The organism is Salinicola tamaricis (assembly GCF_003006155.1).
GTDB lineage: Bacteria > Pseudomonadota > Gammaproteobacteria > Pseudomonadales > Halomonadaceae > Salinicola > Salinicola tamaricis.
In genome coordinates, this window is sequence record NZ_CP023559.1 from 986790 (window position 1) to 1002755 (window position 15966).

Here is a 15966-nt window from a genome sequence, read left to right on the forward strand (position 1 = left end):
ACCGAGGAACCGCCAGCCCGTGACCCACTCCCCCTCTTCATCGCGCCGCCTGCCGCGCCTGTTCATCGGCAAGCTGGCCCACTTCGCCAAGAAACTGGTGCGCCTGTTCACGCGCCCGGTACGCCGCGACAGCGGCCGCGGCGGGGTCGTGGTGCACCCGTTCCGCGGCTACGGCTCGCAGCGCGAAGCCTTCATCATGGGGCGCGTGTTCCGCCAGCCGGGGCGCCTGCTGGCATGGCAGGAGGGCGGCATGATGCAGGATCTGGTCGATATCGCCCGCCGCGTGGTGCGCCGCGGCGTCGCCGAGGCGCAGGTCGACATCCGGCTCGGCGCCACTCACGCCTCGGTGACCACCGACCGTGACGGCTACTTCTACGCACATATCGAGATCACCCACAGCCTGCCCGGCGACGCGATCTGGCACACCGCCAAGCTGCAGGTGCTCTCCGAGGCGGATGCGATCAGCACCGAGACCGAGGTCTATATTCCGCCGACCAGCACTGACCTAATCGTGATCAGCGATATCGATGACACCGTGATGTATACCGGGGTCGCCAACAAGCTCAAGATGCTCTATCGGCTGTTCGTCGAGACAGCCGACCAGCGTACCGCTTTCCCCGGCGTCGCCGCGCTCTACCGCGCGCTCTACGGCGGTATCGAGGGCAACCGCAAGCGCCCCATGCTCTACGTGTCGCGCGGACCCTGGAGCATCTACGAGATGCTCGAAGCGTTCTTCAACATGAACCGCATCCCGGTCGGCCCGATCCTGTTCCTGCGCGAGTGGGGCATGACGCTCAAGCGCCCGTGGCCGCGCAAGGCCGAGGAGCACAAGTCGAATGTGATCCGCAACATGCTGGCACTCTACGACGACCTGCCCTTCGTGCTGATCGGCGACAGCGGTCAGCACGACCCGGAGGTCTACACCGAGATCGTCAAGGCGCACCCGGAGCGAGTCCGCGCGATCTACATCCGCAAGGTGGACGACGACCCCGCGCGCGACGCTGCGATCGAAGCGCTGGCCGAAGAGCTGCGCCACGCCGGCTGTGAGCTGGTGCTCGCCCGCGACAGCGTGAGCATGGCCGAACACGCCCACGCCAAGGGGCTGATCTCGGAGGAAGGGCTGGACGCCGTGCGCGCCGATACCCGCGCCCAGCAGCAGCGTGAGTGATACCTTGTGCTGGCGCTCAGAGACCGCCGCTGAGCTGGCTCGTCAGGCGTGGGGTGAGCACGCCATCAGCGCGTCGATGTCACCCGCGACGATGTGTGCCAGGTGTTGCGTAATGGTCTCGATGGGCCAGTCCCACCAGGCAAGTTCGTTGAGCCTGGCCACGTCTTCCGCCGCGAAGCGCTGTTTGATGGGTTTGGCCGGATTGCCACCCACGATGGTATAGGCCGGCACATCGGAGACCACCACGGCGCGTGAAGAGACAATGGCGCCATTGCCGATGGTGACGCCGGGCATGATCAGCGCGTCGTAGCCAATCCAGACATCATGACCGATGACGGTGTCACCCTTGAACGGCAAGTCACCCGCTTCCGGCATGACCTTTTCCCAGCCGTTGCCAAAGATCTGGAAAGGATACGTGGAGATGCCTGAGAGCTTGTGATTGGCCCCATTCATGATGAATGTCGCGCCACGCCCGATGGCGCAGAACTTGCCGATGACCAGCTTGTCGCCAATGAATGGGAAGTGGTAAAGGACGTTGCGTTCGAAATTCTCCGCCCCTTCCGGGTCGTCGTAGTAGGTATAGTCGCCGACGACGATATTCGGATTCCGCACCGTATTCTTGATGAAACATACCTGCGGGAACCCCTTCATGGGGTGCTTGGTGTCTGGGTTCGGACCGTGCACGGCGTTTCTCCAACGGCTTTTCCAGCGCGTTTCTCCAACGCGTTTCTTTAACCCCAGGGGAGCAGTCGCACTCCGCCGCGGGGTGTCGAAGCGCGCTGTCGTTGTCAGGCCGGCGTCATGACGTCACCGGCCTGAAGATGCCTATCCGGCAGGGACCTGTCAGGCCGCGCGGCCCGAGCCGATATCCGCCACCAACGCCTTGAGCACCTGCCAGAACTCCTCGACCGAGGCGATCTCGGTGCGCTCGGTGGGCGAGTGGGCGCCGCGGATCACCGGGCCGAAGGAGATCATCTCCAGCTGCGGGTACTTGCTGCCGATGATGCCGCACTCGAGCCCGGCGTGGATCACCTTGACCGCCGGCTCCTGGCCCAGGGTCTCCTGGTGGAGGCGCTTGAAACGGGCCAGCAGCGCGCTGTCGGCGCTCGGTGTCCAGCCCGGGTAGCCGTTCTCGACCCGGGTGCGCGCGCCGATCAGTCCGAACAGCGCGGTGAAGCGGTCGGCCAGGTTGCGCGTGGCGCTGTCGCGCAGCGAGCGCACCAGCGCGCAGAGGTGGAATCGCCCGTTCTCCAGCGTCACCACGCCGAGGTTGTTGGAGGTCTCGACCACGCCCGGCACTTCCACGCTCATGCGCTCGATGCCGTAGGGCGCGGCGTGCAGCGCCGCCACCAGCAGGTCGGTGGCGGTATCGGTCAGCGCCTCGGCGTCATCGCAGGAGAGCTCGCCCGGCGAGAGCGTCAGAGTGACGCCGTCGTCGACACCGGCCAGCTCGTCGCGGTAGAGCGCCTGCAGCTCGGCCAGGGTCGCTTCCAGCGCCGGCAGATGGCTCTCGTTGACCACGATGGTGGCGAAGGCTTCCCGCGGCAGGGCGTTGCGCAGGGTGCCGCCGTAGTAGTCGACCAGACGGATGTCGTACTCCTCCAGCGCCCGCAGCGCGCGTACCAGCAGCCGGTTGGCGTTGCCCCGCTCCTTGTGGATATCGACCCCGGAGTGACCGCCGACCAGACCGGTGAGCGCGAGACGCCGCATCACCTCTTCCTCGTCACAGCCGCGCATCGGCAGGTCAGCATCGATCACCACGTCGGCACCGCCGGCGCAGCCGATGTAGACCTCGCCGCGATCCTCGGAGTCGAGGTTGAGCAGATAGCGCCCTTCGAGCCAGCCCTCGGCCAGACCCAGCGCGCCCTTCATCGAGGTCTCTTCTTCCAGCGTGAACAGCGCCTCGATCGGCCCGTGGGCGATGTCGTCGGTTTCCAGGATCGCCAGCGCAGCGGCCACGCCGAGGCCATTGTCGGCGCCCAGGGTGGTGCCGCGGGCGTGCAGCCAGCCATCTTCGACGTAGGTGTCGAGCGGGTCGTTGAGAAAGTCGTGGGGGCGGTCGGCGTTGGCCTGGGTAACCATGTCCAGATGGCCCTGGAGAATGATCCCCGGCACCGACTCGCAGCCGGGCGTGGCCGGCTTGCGGATACGCAGGTTACCGCTGCTGTCGCGATCGTGGGCGAGCCCCTGGGCCTCGGCCCACTGCTCCAGCGTTTCCACCAGTCGGGCTTCGTGCCCCGAGGCGCGCGGCGTGTTGCACAGGGTACGGAAATGACGCCAGACGGGTTCGGGGGAGAGCGTTAACAGATGATCGTTCATGTCGATTCCGGCCTCGCCGACACCGGCAGGCGGCGGCAGGCTTCCAACGGTGAAGGAAGAGAAGGGCCCGGCCCGCAGCGCGGCGGGCGGCCTGTTTCTGCGTGCCAACACCTTACTCGCCCGGCGCCGGCTTGACCATATCGCCGCCTTCACCGGCCGCTGCGAGCAGGCCACGGGCGAGCGCCCGAGCGCTCTCCTGACGCCCCCGCCGGCCGTCGTCCGAGAGGCGTTCGTCATGGCCCTGGAACAGGGCCGCCACCGCCGTTGCAATAACTGCCGGCGTGCCCAGCGCTGAGGCGACATCGCCGCCCGGCGCGTTGTCCGCCTTGACAGACGCCACCTCTACACCGGGCACAGGCTGGCGTCGCCACCAGTCGAGCCACGCCTGGCGCAGCCAGGGCCGCACCAGGGCCAGCTCGCCACCACCGGCGGCAAACCAGGCCAGTCGCGCCTCGACCGCCGAAGAGGCCGGGCCGGGCTCCCCTTCCCACAACAGTGCCGCCGCCACCTCGGGGTCGAGATCCCGCGCCGCCTGGCTGAGCAGATCCGGCAGCAGCAGACGGAAATCCATTGCCATGGCGGCCAGCGCATCCCGTGCCACAGGCGTCAGCCCCCGCCCCAGCATCAGTGCCGGCTCGCCGCTGGCCGCTTCGCGGGTCAACCCCAGGCGCAGAGTCACGAACCCGGCGCGGCGCCAGAAGGCGATCAGCCCCGGTTCGGCGCCAAAGCTGACGCCGAGCCGACCGACCCCTGCGGCACCGGCTTCCTCGGCCACCGCAGCGAGCAGCTGGCTGCCCACGCCACGGCGGCGCCAGGCCGGATGCACGGCGATCCGCATGAGTCGCCACCAGCGCACGCGGGCCGCGTCGAGGTGACCGCCATGAAAGGCCAGCGACTGCGCCATCAGGTGTCCCCGTGGGCGGCGTCTGCCGTAGTGGATCTCCTCGGCCAGGGCGGCGTCGAAGCCCCCCTCCGGCTGGACCACGGCGATCGCCACCAGCGTCTCGCCGAGCATCACCGCCGGCAGCATGACCTCGGGGCCGTCGAGCAGATGACGCAGATCGCTGGGCGCGGTGCGGTAGTGGGCCTGAACCAGCAGTCCGAAGACCTGGGCCAGCCGCTCGGGGTCCGCCGCCAGTGCCTCGCGGTCGAGCCAGACCACGTGCGGCGCATGGCTGACGGCGCTGGCCGCCACCGCCTCGGCGCTCGCCGCCTCGGCATCGAGGCACAGCAGATCGCGGGTCAGCGCCTCCAATGGGTCGCCCTCGGCCCAGCGCACCGGCGCGCTCAGACGCAGCCACCGCCAGCCGGGCGTCAGCCGGTCGAGACGTTCACGCAGGCGCACCTCGAAGCCGCGCCCGGTACCCTCGTAGCCGTGCACCGTGGTGGCAAAGGCGAGCCGCGGAAAGCGTTCGAGCCAGCGGATCAGCCGGGGGGCAGGGATCGCCGCTGCCTCGTCCACCAGCAGGGTCGGCGGCGAGTGCGGGTCGATGTCTGCACCCTCGAGCGCGGGCAGCACCCGCTCCGGCGGCAGCCAGGTGACCTGCGCCGTCTGCCCCGCCAGGGCCAGGGTGAAACCCGCCTCATCCACGCGGCCTTCCGGCAGCAGCGCCACGAGGCGCGCAAACAGCGGCGCCACCGCCTCGCGGGAGGGCGCGGTCACCCAGAGCTGCCGCTCGCCCTGCTGCAGCCGGCGCGCCGCGGCGATCCCCAGGGCGGCGCTCTTGCCGCGCCCGCGGTCGGCGACCAGCACCAGTGGCCGGCGCCGACGCAGCCGGGTCAGCCGCGCCACCGCCTCGGCCTGATCGGCGGTGAGACAGTCGGCGTCCCTGCTCGTCGATGTCGATGTCGGTGTCTGCGCCTGAGCCGAGCCACCCGACGATAGCGTCGGCGCGCCTGCCCGCGGTAGTGCCGCCTCGGGCGCCCAAACGGCCACCGCGTCTGCGGCCGTCAGCCCTCGCGCCACCCGGCGCAGATAGCGCGCCTTCAGTGTGTCCGCCGCGTGGGGCCACTGGGTCAGGCGGCGGTAGTCGGCGTCGCCCCGCCACGGGCCCGCCTCGGGGGTGAGCCAGTGCGCCGGGGTCAGCAGCACCAGCCAGCCGCCAGCGAGGACGGTGCCGCTGAGCGCACCGAAGGCGTCGGGGTCGAAGCCCCCCTGGGGCGAGGCGGCATCGACGACCACCAGATCGTGCTCCTGGCCGAGCCGCGAGCGCGCCTTGGATGCAGCGATCCGGGGTATATCGGGCGACACGCGCTCGCTGGCCGGGCCGACCCACAGCGGCGTGCGCCAGTCACCGGCGGCGACCCACGCGGCAGCGCGTGTCAGCGCCGTCTCGGGGTCGGCAGCGATCCACAGGACCCCGCGCACCCGGCGCTCACGCAGCCCGTCACACTGCTCACGTAGCCACGCGGCCAGCGGGCTCACGTCTTTCTCCAAAGAGATCGCCTATCCAAAGAGATCGCCGAGATCGGGTTTGAGCGTCGGGCAGAAGCGCGCCAGCACCAGCGCCAGGGCCACGCCGCCAAGGGTCAGCAGCACCGGCAGCCAGCTGAAAGCCACGCCGGAGGAGACATAGAGATAGAGAAAGAACAGCGACATCACGCCGCCACCGAGCAGGCGCCCGGCGCGCACGCCGGCCAGGTAGACGCTGACCAGCACGCCGAGGCAGGGGATCAACACGCTGCACAGGTTGATCACGAACTCGCGCCCGGACGCGGCGACGCCGGGCAACAGCAGGCGCGCCGCCAGCTCCCACACCACCAGATAGATCAATACCGGGGCGGCGAAGGCGCCGATCAGGCGCGATACGGTACGAACGGGCTCATCGGCGCCCGGCTTGGGCGGCTGCGGGGTCTGCATCATGGATTTCCGAAACGGGTTGGCAAAGGCGGCGCGGCAGTCGTGGCCACGCCACCGGCGTCTGGCGCTATTGAATCATCCGCGCCGCGCGCCTGCACCTCCCCCGCCCCGCCTCAGTGCTCGATGCGCTTGAGCAGCAGCACCAGCGGCACGCTGAGCAGATAGAGACAGCCCATCCACAGGAAGATGTCGTTGTAGGCGAGCACCTGGGTCTGCACGCCGATCCGCTGGCCGAGCATCGCCACGGCGCTATGGTAGGGGTCGGCGACATGGCCCATCAGCAGCGCCTGGTAGTTGGCAATCTCCTGCTGGACCACCACCCGCCCCTGATCGAGGGCCGGAATCAGCTGGTTCCAGTGGTAGTCCTCACGCCAGTCGCGCACGGTATCGAGCATGGCCAGCCCGACCGCGCCGCCCAGGTTACGCATCACGCTGAACAGCCCCGCGGCGTTGCCCAGCTCCGCCGGCCCCAGGGTGCCCAGGGCGATACGCGAGGCGGGGATGATGCACATGATCATGCCGGTGCCACGCACGATCTGCGGCCAGAAGAACTGCCAGAAACCCGATTCGCTGGTGAGGTTCGAGTTCATCGCGGTGCCGATCCCTACCAGCAGCAGGCCGAAGAAGAGCAGCACGCGCAGGTCGACCGAGTTGGTCAACCGCCCCACCACCGGCGCGGTGAAGAACATCGCCACCCCGGTGGTGAACAACCTCACCGATCTGCAGGCTCGAGTAGCCGCGCACGCCGCCCAGAAACAGCGGCATCAGATAGACCAGCCCGTACATGGCGATGCCGACCACGAACACCAGCCCGGTGCCGATCGAGAAGTTGAGGTTCTTGAACGCGCGCAGATCGACGATCGGATGCTCACAGGTGAGCACCCGCCAGAAGAAGCCGATGCAGGAGGAGACACAGAGCAGTGTCATCCACACGATCAGCTCGCTCGAGAACCAGTCGTCGCCGGGCCCCTCCTCGAGCACGAACTCGAGACTGCCGAGGAACAGTGCGATCAGAATCAGCCCGCTGAAGTCGAGCCGCTTGGCGACGCTGGCGTCACCCTTGTCGACGTCGAGAAAACGCCACACCGCCAGGGTGACGAAGATGCCGGGAATCACATTGACCAGGAACAGCCAGTGCCAGCTGAAGATCTCGGTGAGATAGCCGCCCACGGTGGGACCGATCGACGGCGCCAGGGTCACCACCATGCCGATGATGCCCTGCACCGTGCCCATCGCGCGGCGCGGGAACAGCGAGAAGCTGACCGCCTGGGTCAACGGGATCATGGCCCCGCCCATGAAGCCCTGGATCGCACGCAGCACGATCAACTGATCGATGCTGGTGGCCAGCGCACAGCCCAGGCTGGCCAGGGTGAAGCCGGCACACGAGATGACGAAGGCGACCCGGGTCGAGAGCCAGCGCATCAATACCCCGGAGAGCGGGATCATGAGATCTCGGCGATCAGATAGGAGGTCTGGATCCACGAGATTTCATCGCTGGAGGCGGAGACGCCGGCCTGGATCTCGTTGAGCGAGCTGGCCACGATCTGGATGTCGAGGATCGCCATGAACATCCCGAACACCGCCGCAATGAAGCCGAAGCGGTGGTGCCAGGAGGGCATCTCCTGAGGGCCGCCGTTGGCGGGCGGCGCGACCTCACTCATGCCGCGTCACTCCTCACGGGGCGCTGTCTTCGAGCGCGGGACCCGGATCGAAGTAGATCGCCTGGCCATCGACCTGACGCGTGTCCACCGAGGGCTCCACCGAGAGCCCTGCCTGCAGCCGCCATAGCTGATCCTTGGGCCCGGTGATACGGATCTTGACCGGCACCCGCTGCACGATCTTGTTGAAGTTGCCGGTGGCGTTGTCCTGCGGCAGCAGGCTGAACTGGGTGCCGGTGGCCGGCGCCACGCTGTCGACCTTGCCGGTGTAGGCGATATCCGGGTAGGCGTCGACCTCGAGGGAGACCGGCTGGCCCACGCGCATGCGCTCGATGTCGGTCTCCTTGAAGTTGGCCACGACATAGGCACTGGAGGTCGGCACCAGCTGCATCAGCGTCAGCGATGGCTGAGCCAGATCGCCGGCCTCCACCGTGCGGTTGCCGACCACGCCGGTGCGCGGGGCGACGATCCGGGTCTTGGCGAGCTGGTTCTGGTAGTAGTCGATATCGGCCTTGGCGGCATCGCGCTGGGCCTCGGCACTCTCCACCGCAGCCTGATCGGCACTCAGTCGGCGCTTGGCCGACTCGACGCTGGCCCGGCGCGCCGCCAGCGTGGCCTGGGCCACGCGCAGCGAGGCGCGGTCGTCGTCCAGCTGCTGGCGCGAGGCGTAGTTCTTCGACGCCAGCGACTGCGAGCGTTCGAGATGCTGGCGCGCCTGAGCGACATCGGACTCCGCCGCACTCACCTGTGCCTGGGCTTCGTCGATGCTGGCGCGGTCGAGTTCGATCTGGCGCTGGGCCTGGGTCACACCGGCGGCGTTGACCGCGAGCTGGGCCTGAGCCTGGGCCAGCTGGCTGCGGGTGTCGCGGTCGTCGAGCTGGACCAGCAACTGGCCCGCCTCGACGCGCTGGTTGTCGGCCACCGCCACCCGCGCCACCTTGGCCGTGAGTTCGGCACGCACCGCCACACTGTCGGTGTGCACGTAGGCGTTGTCGGTGCCGACGAAGAAGCGTCCGGTCTGCCACCAGTGCCACGCGAACACCAGCGCGACGACCGCCAGCACCACGACCGCCGCCGCCGTATAGAGCTTTTTCTTGATCTTCATGCGTTGATCTTCATGCCTTTGACTGGGAGCCGGAGACACGGCTGTTTGCCGGAGACACAGGCGCGACTAAAGTGTAGTGTATGCTACACTATCTTTTGTAAAACGCCACCGTCATCGTGTTGCGGTTGGCAACGCGCCCGTCGCGCCACACCTTCACCGAGGCCACCGCCAGCCCCATGCCCTCAACCGATGCCCACCGCCCGCTGACACCCACCACCGAGCGCGGACTCAAGCGCCGCGACGCGCTGATGGACGCGGCCCAAAAGCTGTTCCTCGAGCGCGGCTACGGCCAGGTCAGCGTCAACGACATCGTCGCCGAGGCGGGCGGCTCGCTCTCCACCCTCTACCGTCACTTCGGCAACAAGGAGGGGTTGTTCCAGGCGATGATCGAGCGCCGCTCCCACTACCTCTATGAGGCGCTCTCCGCCGAGGGCGTCGACGGGCTCTCGATCGAGGAGGCGCTGCAACGCCTGGGGGTCACCCTGCTGATCAAGGTCACCGACTGCGAGACGCTCGGTATCTACCGTGAAGTGGTGGCCGAGAGCCCGCGCCAGCCCGAGCTCGGCCAGCTGTTCTATGCCGCCGGCCCGGGCCGTGTGCGCCAGGCGCTGGCCACCTATCTCGAGCGCCAGATGCGCGCCGGGCGACTGCCACAGGGCGACGCGGTCGAGCTCGCCGGTATCTTCCTCGGCTCGGTGCTCGGCGAGTTGCACCTGACCCAGCTGCTGCAACTGGAATCGCCGCCTTCACAGGCGGCGATCGAGCAGCGCGTGGCGTGCTGCGTCTCCCTCTTCGTCGGCGGCTTGCGCTACGCCGAGGCGTGATCGGCGAGCAGCGCCTCGATGGTCACCGGCAGGTCGCGGTAGCGCTTGCCGGTGGCGTGGTAGAGCGCGTTGGAGATCGCCGGCGCAATGCCGGTGAGACCGATCTCCCCCACCCCGCGGGCGCCGAACTCGTTGAACTTGAAGTCCGGGTAGTCGAGCAGCTCGACGTCGATCTCGGGGATGTCGGCGTGCACCGGCACGATGTAGTCGGCCACGTTGGCATTGATCAGCCGGGCGTCACGGGGGTCGTAGTCGAGCTTCTCGAACAGCCCCATGCCGATCCCCATGACGATGCCACCCTCGACCTGATTGCGCGCCGTCGGCGGATTGATCGCGCGGCCGATGTCCATGCTCGACACCACCCGCGATACCCGCACCCGTGAGATGCCCGGGTCGACGCGCATCTCGACGAAGTGGGCGCCGAAGGAGCGGAAGCTGTACTGCTTCTTCTCCTCGCCCGGGGCGCTACTGCCCTGACCGTTGACACTGGACAGGCGCATGGCTTCGAGTACCTCGGCAAAGCGGTAGCTGCGTTCACCATCGCTGAGCGCGCCTTCGGCCACCGTCAGGCTGTCGGCATCGACCCCGGCGAACACCCCACCGTGGCCGGTCGCCACCTCCTTGAGCGCGCTCAAGGCATCGCGGACCGCCGCCGCCACGGCGGGCAGCGTGGTCGCAGTGGCCATCGAGCCCCCGGAAAGCGGCCCCGTCGGCAGGCTGGTCTCGCCCAGCTTGACCTCGATATCAGCCACGGCGACACCGGTCAGCTCGGCCACCGTCTGGGCCACGATGGTGTAGGTGCCGGTGCCGATGTCCTGGGTACCGCAGGCCGCGAACAGGGTGCCGTCGGCGCGCAGCTCGACCCGCGCCTGACACGGCTGGCGCCCGGCGAACCAGGTGCAGGCGGCCATGCCGTAGCCGATGATCTCGTCACCGTCGCGCATCGCCCCGATGCCCGGATCGCGCTGGGCCCAGCCGAAGCGTTCGGCGGCGCTGTGCAGGCACTTGTCGAGCTGCTTGCTCGACCACGGCAGGCCGCTCTCCGGGTCCTCATGGGCGTAGTTGCGCAGGCGCAGCTCCACCGGGTCCATCTGCAGTGCCACCGCCAGCTCGTCCATCGCGGTCTCCAGCGCGAAGATGCCGGAGACCTCGCCGGGCGCGCGCATCGGACAGGGCGTGCCGTGGTTGAGCGCCAGGATGCGCTGGCTCACCGCCAGGTTGTCGCAGGCGTAGAAGCTCGGCGTGGCGCTGCCGCAGGCGTCGACGTAGCGGTCCACCAGCGAGGTCTCGGTGGTGGAGTCATGGATCACCGCGCTCAGGCGACCATCGCGATCCGCCCCCAACCGCAGGCGCTGGCGTGAGGCGGGGCGATTGCCGCCACCGGTCATGTCCTGGGCCCGCGGCAGCACCAGCTTGAGCGGCCGACCGAGTTCACGGGCGGCACCGGCGGCAGCCACCGCGTGGGGCCACATGAACAGCTTGTTGCCGAACCCGGAGCCGATGTAGTGGGAGATGACCTCGATGTTCTCCTGCGCCAGATCGAAGATCCGGGCCATGGCGTTGCGCTGGTAGAACACCCCCTGGCTCGACTCGTGCACCACCAGCCGGCTGCCGCCATCGCGCCACTCGGCCAGAGTGGCGTGCATCTCCATCTGCAGGTGGCTCTCGGCGGCAATGTGATAGACCGCATCGACCTTCACCGCGGCCCTGTCAAACGCGGCTTCCGGATCGCCGCGGGTGGTCCCGGCGTCTTCCAACAGCTCGCCTTCGGTGTGGCTGTCGTGGGCACCGTCGAGCAGGCTGGAGATCGCGCCGGTCTCCTGGCGGTAGCGGGCCACCACGCGCTGGGCGGCGGCGCGGGCCTGGGCAAAGCTCTCCGCCACCACCAGTGCGACGTACTGACCGTGGTAGTAGATGCGCTCGTCCTCGAACGGCAGGCGCACCTCGCTCACCTGATCGCCGTGCCCCATGCTGTTGGGCGAGCGGTGCAGGCGCGGGAAGTTGGCGTGGTGGAAGATATCGACCACGCCGGGCATCGCCAGCGCCTCGTCGAGGTCGAGCCGTTCCAGCGTGCCGTGGGCGATGGTCGCCGCGACCGGATAGCCGTAGAGCATGCCCTCGACGCTGAGTTCACCGGTATAGCCGGCGCGTCCGGTGAGCTTGAACTCGCCGTCGATACGCGGCGTGCGCTGGCCGACGACCTGGGGATGGTCGAGTGTCGACTGGTTCAGATCGTTCATGCCTGGCTCTCCTGGGTATCGGTGCCGCCCTGGCCGGTGTCGTTCTGGTCGGTACCATGCCGTGCGGCGCGGCTGGCGTCGCGCAGGGCGCGGACGATCGCCTGCTTGGCCAGGTCGACCTTGAAGGCGTTATGGGCGAGTGGCCGGGCATCGCGCAGGGCGACCTCTGCGGCACGTTCGAAGCTCGCCAATTCGGCCGGCTGGCCAGCCAGGGCCGCCTCGGCCTCGGGGCTCGCCACGGTTTGGTGGCGACACCGCCAAGGGCGAGCCGTGCCTCGCTGATCCGCTCGCCATCCAGCGTGAGCTGCGCCGCCGCCGAGGCCAGCGCGAACTCGTAGGAAGCGCGATCACGCAGCTTGAGATAGTGTGACCCAGCCGAACGCCAGCGGCGCGTCGAGGGTCAGCGCGGTGATCAGCTCGTCCGCGGCCAGGTCGTGCTCGAGATGCGGGGTGTCGCCGGGCAGCCGGTGGAAATCGGCGAACGCCACCTCGCGCTCGCCCGACGGCCCCTCGAGGGTCAGGGTGGCGCCGATGGCGGCCAGCGCCACGCACATGTCCGAGGGGTGCACGGCGATACAGTCGGCGCTGCCACCGAGCAGCGCGTGCATGCGATTGATGCCGTCGCGGGCATCGCAGCCGCTGCCCGGCTGGCGCTTGTTGCAGGCGCTGCCGACATCGCGGAAGTAGGGGCAGCGGGTACGCTGCATGAGGTTGCCGGCGGTGGTCGCCATATTGCGCAGCTGGGTCGAGGCGCCCGCCAGCAGCGCCTGGGAGAGCAGCGGGTAGTCGCGCTTCACCTCAGGGTGATGGGCGAGATCAGTGTTGGTCACCAGCGCGCCGATCTTGAGTCGGCCATCCGCCAGCCGCTCGACCGACTTCAACGGCAGCGCGTTGATATCCACCACCGCTGCAGGACGCATGACATCGAGCTTGACCAGATCGAGCAGGGTGGTGCCGCCGGCGACAAAAGTCGTCTCGGCGTTGCCGTGCTGCGCGGCGTTGCCGACGCTCTCGGCGCGGGAGAAGTCGAAGGCTCTCATGGGGTCTCCTCCGCGGCCTGGCCCGCGGCGTCGTCGGCCAGGGTCGCGCGCGCCTGCTGGATCGCCGTCAGGATGTTCTTGTAGGCGCCGCAGCGGCAGATATTGCCGCTCATCGCCTCTTTCACCGCGGCATCGTCGCTGCCGATGCGTGGATCATTGAGCAGCGCCGTCGCCGACATCATCTGCCCCGGGGTGCAGTAGCCGCACTGGAAGGCATCGCAGGCGAGGAAGCTCTGCTGCACCGGGTGCAGCTCGCCCTCCCGCGCCAGCCCTTCCACCGTGGTGACGTGCTGGCCTTCGCACATGGCCGCCAGCCGCAGGCAGGCGTTCATCGCCTGACCGTCGACGTGCACGGTGCAGGCACCGCACTGACCGTGGTCGCAGCCCTTCTTGGTGCCGCCAAGGCCGAGCTGCTCGCGCAACACGTCGAGCAGCACCGCGTTGGGGGCCACGTCCAGCGAGACCGGCTGCTGGTTGAGGGTGAAGTTGACGTTCAGGGTGGGCGCAGGGATCCCACGCCGTGTCGGGGAATGCACGGAATCGTCCATCATGCCGGCTCCTCATCGGTGATCGAGGCGCGGCCCCTGTGCGCGTCACTGCGCTCGGCCACGCCCCGCAGTCTGGGGCGACTCGCGTGAACGCCACGGTTCGGGGCAGGCGGCACCGACGCCGCGCTGGCGGGCGCCGGGCACACTGCGGCCGGGAACCAATGGGTGTCACGGGAATCCATGCAGGGCGGGGCGCTGTCAGGACGCCGTCGCCGTGTCGACTGATCAGCATAGACACCCGAGCGCCACCCCGCCCGGAGATGTCCGGAAAAGTCGCCGCCGGCCTCCCCCACGCGTCGACTTCGGTTAAGCTTGGCCGCGCCCGACACCCGACCCACCCAGCAAGGACGACTCACGACCGCCATGAATACGCTGATCCTGGTCCTGATTCTGCTGCTGGTGGCTTCGGCCACCGGCGTCATCACCCGCTTCATGCCGGCGCTGCCGACGCCGCTGGTGCAGATCATCCTGGGCGCCCTGCTGGCCTGGCCGGCGTCCGGTCTGCACGTCGAGCTGGAGCCGGAGATCTTCCTGCTGCTGTTCATCGCCCCCTTGCTGTTCGCCGATGCCCGACGCTTCCCGCAGCGTGAGTTCATGAGCCTGCGCGGGCCCATCCTGGCGCTGGCACTGGGGCTGGTGCTGTTCACCGTGGTCGGCGTGGGCTACTTCATCCATCTGCTGTTCCCGGCGCTGCCGCTGGCGGTGAGCTTCGCCCTGGCGGCGATCCTCTCGCCCACCGACGCGGTGGCGGTGTCCTCGATCTCCGGCCGGCTGCGGGTGCCGCCAAGACTGATGCGCGTGCTCGAGGGCGAATCGCTGATGAACGATGCCTCCGGCCTGGTGGCGTTCAAGTTCGCCGTCGCCGCCGCGCTCACCGGCACCTTCTCGCTGGTCGATGCCACCTTCAGCTTCTTCATCATCGCGGTGGGTGGGCTGGTGGTGGGGGCGCTGCTGGCCATGGGCTTCAACCTGCTGCGCACCCGCCTGATCGAGCGCCATCTGGGCGAGGCGACTACGGTCCAGGTGATCCTGCTGGTGCTGCTGCTGCCGTTCGCCGCCTATCTGCTCGCCGAGCACCTGGGGCTCTCCGGCATTCTCTCCGCGGTGGCCGCCGGCATGGTGATGAACCGCGCCGACCTCAAGCGGGTCGGCCAGCTGAATGCGCGCATGCAGACCCAGAGCGTGTGGGAGATGCTGGAGTTCGTGCTCAACGCGCTGGTATTCCTGCTGCTCGGCTTCCAACTGCCGGCAATCATCAATGGCGCCCTCGACCACTCGCTGCACGACATCGGCGACTACGAGTTCCTGCGTCTGCTCGGCTACGTGGCGATCATCTCGCTGGCGCTGCTGCTGTCGCGCTTCCTGTGGATCTGGCTGGCCAGCGAGGTCGGGCTGGCGCTGACGCGACTGCGCGGCCTGATACATGGCCGCCCGCGGCTGCCGTCCCCCGACGACAACGGCCGTTTGTCCCTGCGCCTGATGCTGGCAGCGACCCTGGCGGGTATCCGCGGCACCATCACGCTGGCGGCGGCGCTGTCGCTGCCGCATCTGATGGAGAACGGCACCCCCTTCCCCAACCGCGAGCTGCTGATCTTCCTCGCCACCGGGGTGATCCTGTTCACCCTGATCACCGGCAGCATCGGCCTGCCGCTGGTGCTGCGCAATCTGAAGCTGCCCCGCGACACCCGCGAGTTCGACGAGGAGCGGCGCGCGCGCATCGCCGGCGCCGAGGCGGCGATCTACCGTATCGAGCGTTTCCACCACGACCGCACCGGTGAGTTCGCCCGGGCCCAGACCAACGACGAGACGATCATCGCGTTCAACGACATCAGCGCTCAGTTGATGGCCTATTACCGCGAGCGTATGGCGCTGCACTCCACCGAGACCGCTACCCCACAGCTCGCCACCAGCCGTGAGCTGGAGCGCGAGACGCGGCTGGAAGCGCTGCGTGCCGAACGCCGTGAGTACTACAAGCTTCGCCAGCGCCACCGAATCAACGACAATGTGCTCAGAAAGCTGGTGCGCGAGGTCGATCTCGCCGAAGCCGCGCTGACCAGCGACGAGGGCCAGCCGGCTCACTGAACCGCGGCATGGGGCCGCACCCGCCTTGCACGCCAGGTCGGCCGGCCCCAGATAGACGGCAACCATGAACACCTGTCCTCCACGCGCATGAAGACAGAGTGTTCGATACCGACAGGAGAGAG

At 68.5% G+C, this 15966-nt stretch carries 15 protein-coding genes and 1 pseudogene; 3 read left to right on the forward strand and 13 right to left on the reverse strand.

Annotated features, from left to right (window positions below):
- Positions 1–19: 19 nt before the first annotated feature.
- Complete coding sequence (locus CN538_RS04455; RefSeq protein ID WP_242495564.1) at positions 20–1168, forward strand: App1 family protein; 1149 nt, start codon at positions 20–22, stop codon at positions 1166–1168.
- Positions 1169–1210: 42 nt separating this feature from the next.
- Here the strand turns inward: CN538_RS04455 and CN538_RS04460 are convergent, their stop codons facing one another.
- From CN538_RS04460 to CN538_RS04485, 8 genes are all read right to left on the reverse strand, one after another.
- The gene (locus CN538_RS04460) at positions 1211–1852 is read right to left on the reverse strand and encodes a Vat family streptogramin A O-acetyltransferase (protein ID WP_106418684.1); all 642 of its coding nucleotides are present in this window, start codon (positions 1850–1852) and stop codon (positions 1211–1213) included.
- A 159-nt stretch (positions 1853–2011) separates the two neighbouring features.
- A complete protein-coding gene (locus CN538_RS04465) occupies positions 2012–3487 on the reverse strand; it encodes an aminoacyl-histidine dipeptidase (RefSeq protein ID WP_106418685.1) in 1476 nt (491 codons plus the stop codon).
- A gap of 112 nt (positions 3488–3599) precedes the next feature.
- On the reverse strand, positions 3600–5912 hold the full coding sequence (locus CN538_RS04470; RefSeq protein ID WP_129591295.1) for a GNAT family N-acetyltransferase: 2313 nt from the start codon (positions 5910–5912) through the stop codon (positions 3600–3602).
- A gap of 21 nt (positions 5913–5933) precedes the next feature.
- Positions 5934–6350 carry a hypothetical protein gene (locus CN538_RS04475; RefSeq protein WP_129591296.1) on the reverse strand — a complete coding sequence of 139 codons (417 nt, stop codon included), beginning with the start codon at positions 6348–6350 and terminating at the stop codon, positions 5934–5936.
- A 110-nt stretch (positions 6351–6460) separates the two neighbouring features.
- The gene (locus CN538_RS21965) at positions 6461–6859 is read right to left on the reverse strand and encodes an MFS transporter (RefSeq protein ID WP_242495565.1); all 399 of its coding nucleotides are present in this window, start codon (positions 6857–6859) and stop codon (positions 6461–6463) included.
- A complete protein-coding gene (locus tag CN538_RS04480) occupies positions 6768–7793 on the reverse strand; it encodes a DHA2 family efflux MFS transporter permease subunit (RefSeq protein ID WP_242495566.1) in 1026 nt (341 codons plus the stop codon). Before CN538_RS04480 ends, CN538_RS21965 begins: the two co-directional genes overlap by 92 nt.
- The gene (locus CN538_RS21970) at positions 7790–8008 is read right to left on the reverse strand and encodes a hypothetical protein (RefSeq protein ID WP_242495567.1); all 219 of its coding nucleotides are present in this window, start codon (positions 8006–8008) and stop codon (positions 7790–7792) included. The genes CN538_RS04480 and CN538_RS21970 overlap by 4 nt, the downstream gene beginning before the upstream one ends.
- 13 nt (positions 8009–8021) lie before the next feature.
- Complete coding sequence (locus CN538_RS04485; RefSeq protein WP_106418688.1) at positions 8022–9110, reverse strand: HlyD family secretion protein; 1089 nt, start codon at positions 9108–9110, stop codon at positions 8022–8024.
- Between the two features lie 125 nt (positions 9111–9235).
- On the opposite strand from CN538_RS04485, the gene CN538_RS04490 reads away from it, so the two are divergent.
- On the forward strand, positions 9236–9934 hold the full coding sequence (locus CN538_RS04490; RefSeq protein ID WP_164999509.1) for a TetR/AcrR family transcriptional regulator: 699 nt from the start codon (positions 9236–9238) through the stop codon (positions 9932–9934).
- On the opposite strand, the gene CN538_RS04495 is transcribed toward CN538_RS04490, so the two are convergent.
- From CN538_RS04495 to CN538_RS04505, 5 genes and pseudogenes are all read right to left on the reverse strand, one after another.
- Positions 9919–12174 carry a xanthine dehydrogenase family protein molybdopterin-binding subunit gene (locus tag CN538_RS04495; protein ID WP_106418690.1) on the reverse strand — a complete coding sequence of 752 codons (2256 nt, stop codon included), beginning with the start codon at positions 12172–12174 and terminating at the stop codon, positions 9919–9921. The genes CN538_RS04490 and CN538_RS04495 overlap by 16 nt on opposite strands.
- On the reverse strand, positions 12171–12413 hold the full coding sequence (locus tag CN538_RS21975; protein ID WP_242495568.1) for a hypothetical protein: 243 nt from the start codon (positions 12411–12413) through the stop codon (positions 12171–12173). Before CN538_RS21975 ends, CN538_RS04495 begins: the two co-directional genes overlap by 4 nt.
- 47 nt (positions 12414–12460) lie before the next feature.
- Positions 12461–12529, reverse strand: a pseudogene (locus CN538_RS24970) (hypothetical protein); the annotation flags it as partial.
- Positions 12522–13214, reverse strand: coding sequence for an FAD binding domain-containing protein (locus CN538_RS04500; RefSeq protein ID WP_242495569.1), 693 nt, complete (start codon positions 13212–13214; stop codon positions 12522–12524). The gene CN538_RS04500 and the pseudogene CN538_RS24970, both read right to left, overlap by 8 nt.
- On the reverse strand, positions 13211–13765 hold the full coding sequence (locus CN538_RS04505) for a (2Fe-2S)-binding protein (RefSeq protein ID WP_106418691.1): 555 nt from the start codon (positions 13763–13765) through the stop codon (positions 13211–13213). Before CN538_RS04505 ends, CN538_RS04500 begins: the two co-directional genes overlap by 4 nt.
- Positions 13766–14125: 360 nt before the next feature.
- On the opposite strand from CN538_RS04505, the gene CN538_RS04510 reads away from it, so the two are divergent.
- On the forward strand, positions 14126–15844 hold the full coding sequence (locus tag CN538_RS04510) for a Na+/H+ antiporter (protein ID WP_106418692.1): 1719 nt from the start codon (positions 14126–14128) through the stop codon (positions 15842–15844).
- Positions 15845–15966 lie beyond the last annotated feature (122 nt).

Excerpts from the sequence above, each read along its gene's own strand:
- CN538_RS04465 (WP_106418685.1), bottom strand. The coding sequence starts at position 3,487 with ATGAACGATCATCTGTTAACGCTCTCCCCCGAACCCGTCTGGCGTCAT.
- CN538_RS04475 (WP_129591296.1), bottom strand. The coding sequence starts at position 6,350 with ATGATGCAGACCCCGCAGCCGCCCAAGCCGGGCGCCGATGAGCCCGTT.
- CN538_RS21965 (WP_242495565.1), bottom strand. The coding sequence starts at position 6,859 with ATGTGCATCATCCCCGCCTCGCGTATCGCCCTGGGCACCCTGGGGCCG.
- CN538_RS04480 (WP_242495566.1), bottom strand. The coding sequence starts at position 7,793 with ATGATCCCGCTCTCCGGGGTATTGATGCGCTGGCTCTCGACCCGGGTC.
- CN538_RS21970 (WP_242495567.1), bottom strand. The coding sequence starts at position 8,008 with ATGAGTGAGGTCGCGCCGCCCGCCAACGGCGGCCCTCAGGAGATGCCC.
- CN538_RS04485 (WP_106418688.1), bottom strand. The coding sequence starts at position 9,110 with ATGAAGATCAAGAAAAAGCTCTATACGGCGGCGGCGGTCGTGGTGCTG.
- CN538_RS04495 (WP_106418690.1), bottom strand. The coding sequence starts at position 12,174 with ATGAACGATCTGAACCAGTCGACACTCGACCATCCCCAGGTCGTCGGC.
- CN538_RS04500 (WP_242495569.1), bottom strand. The coding sequence starts at position 13,214 with ATGAGAGCCTTCGACTTCTCCCGCGCCGAGAGCGTCGGCAACGCCGCG.
- CN538_RS04505 (WP_106418691.1), bottom strand. The coding sequence starts at position 13,765 with ATGATGGACGATTCCGTGCATTCCCCGACACGGCGTGGGATCCCTGCG.
- CN538_RS04510 (WP_106418692.1), top strand. The coding sequence starts at position 14,126 with ATGAATACGCTGATCCTGGTCCTGATTCTGCTGCTGGTGGCTTCGGCC.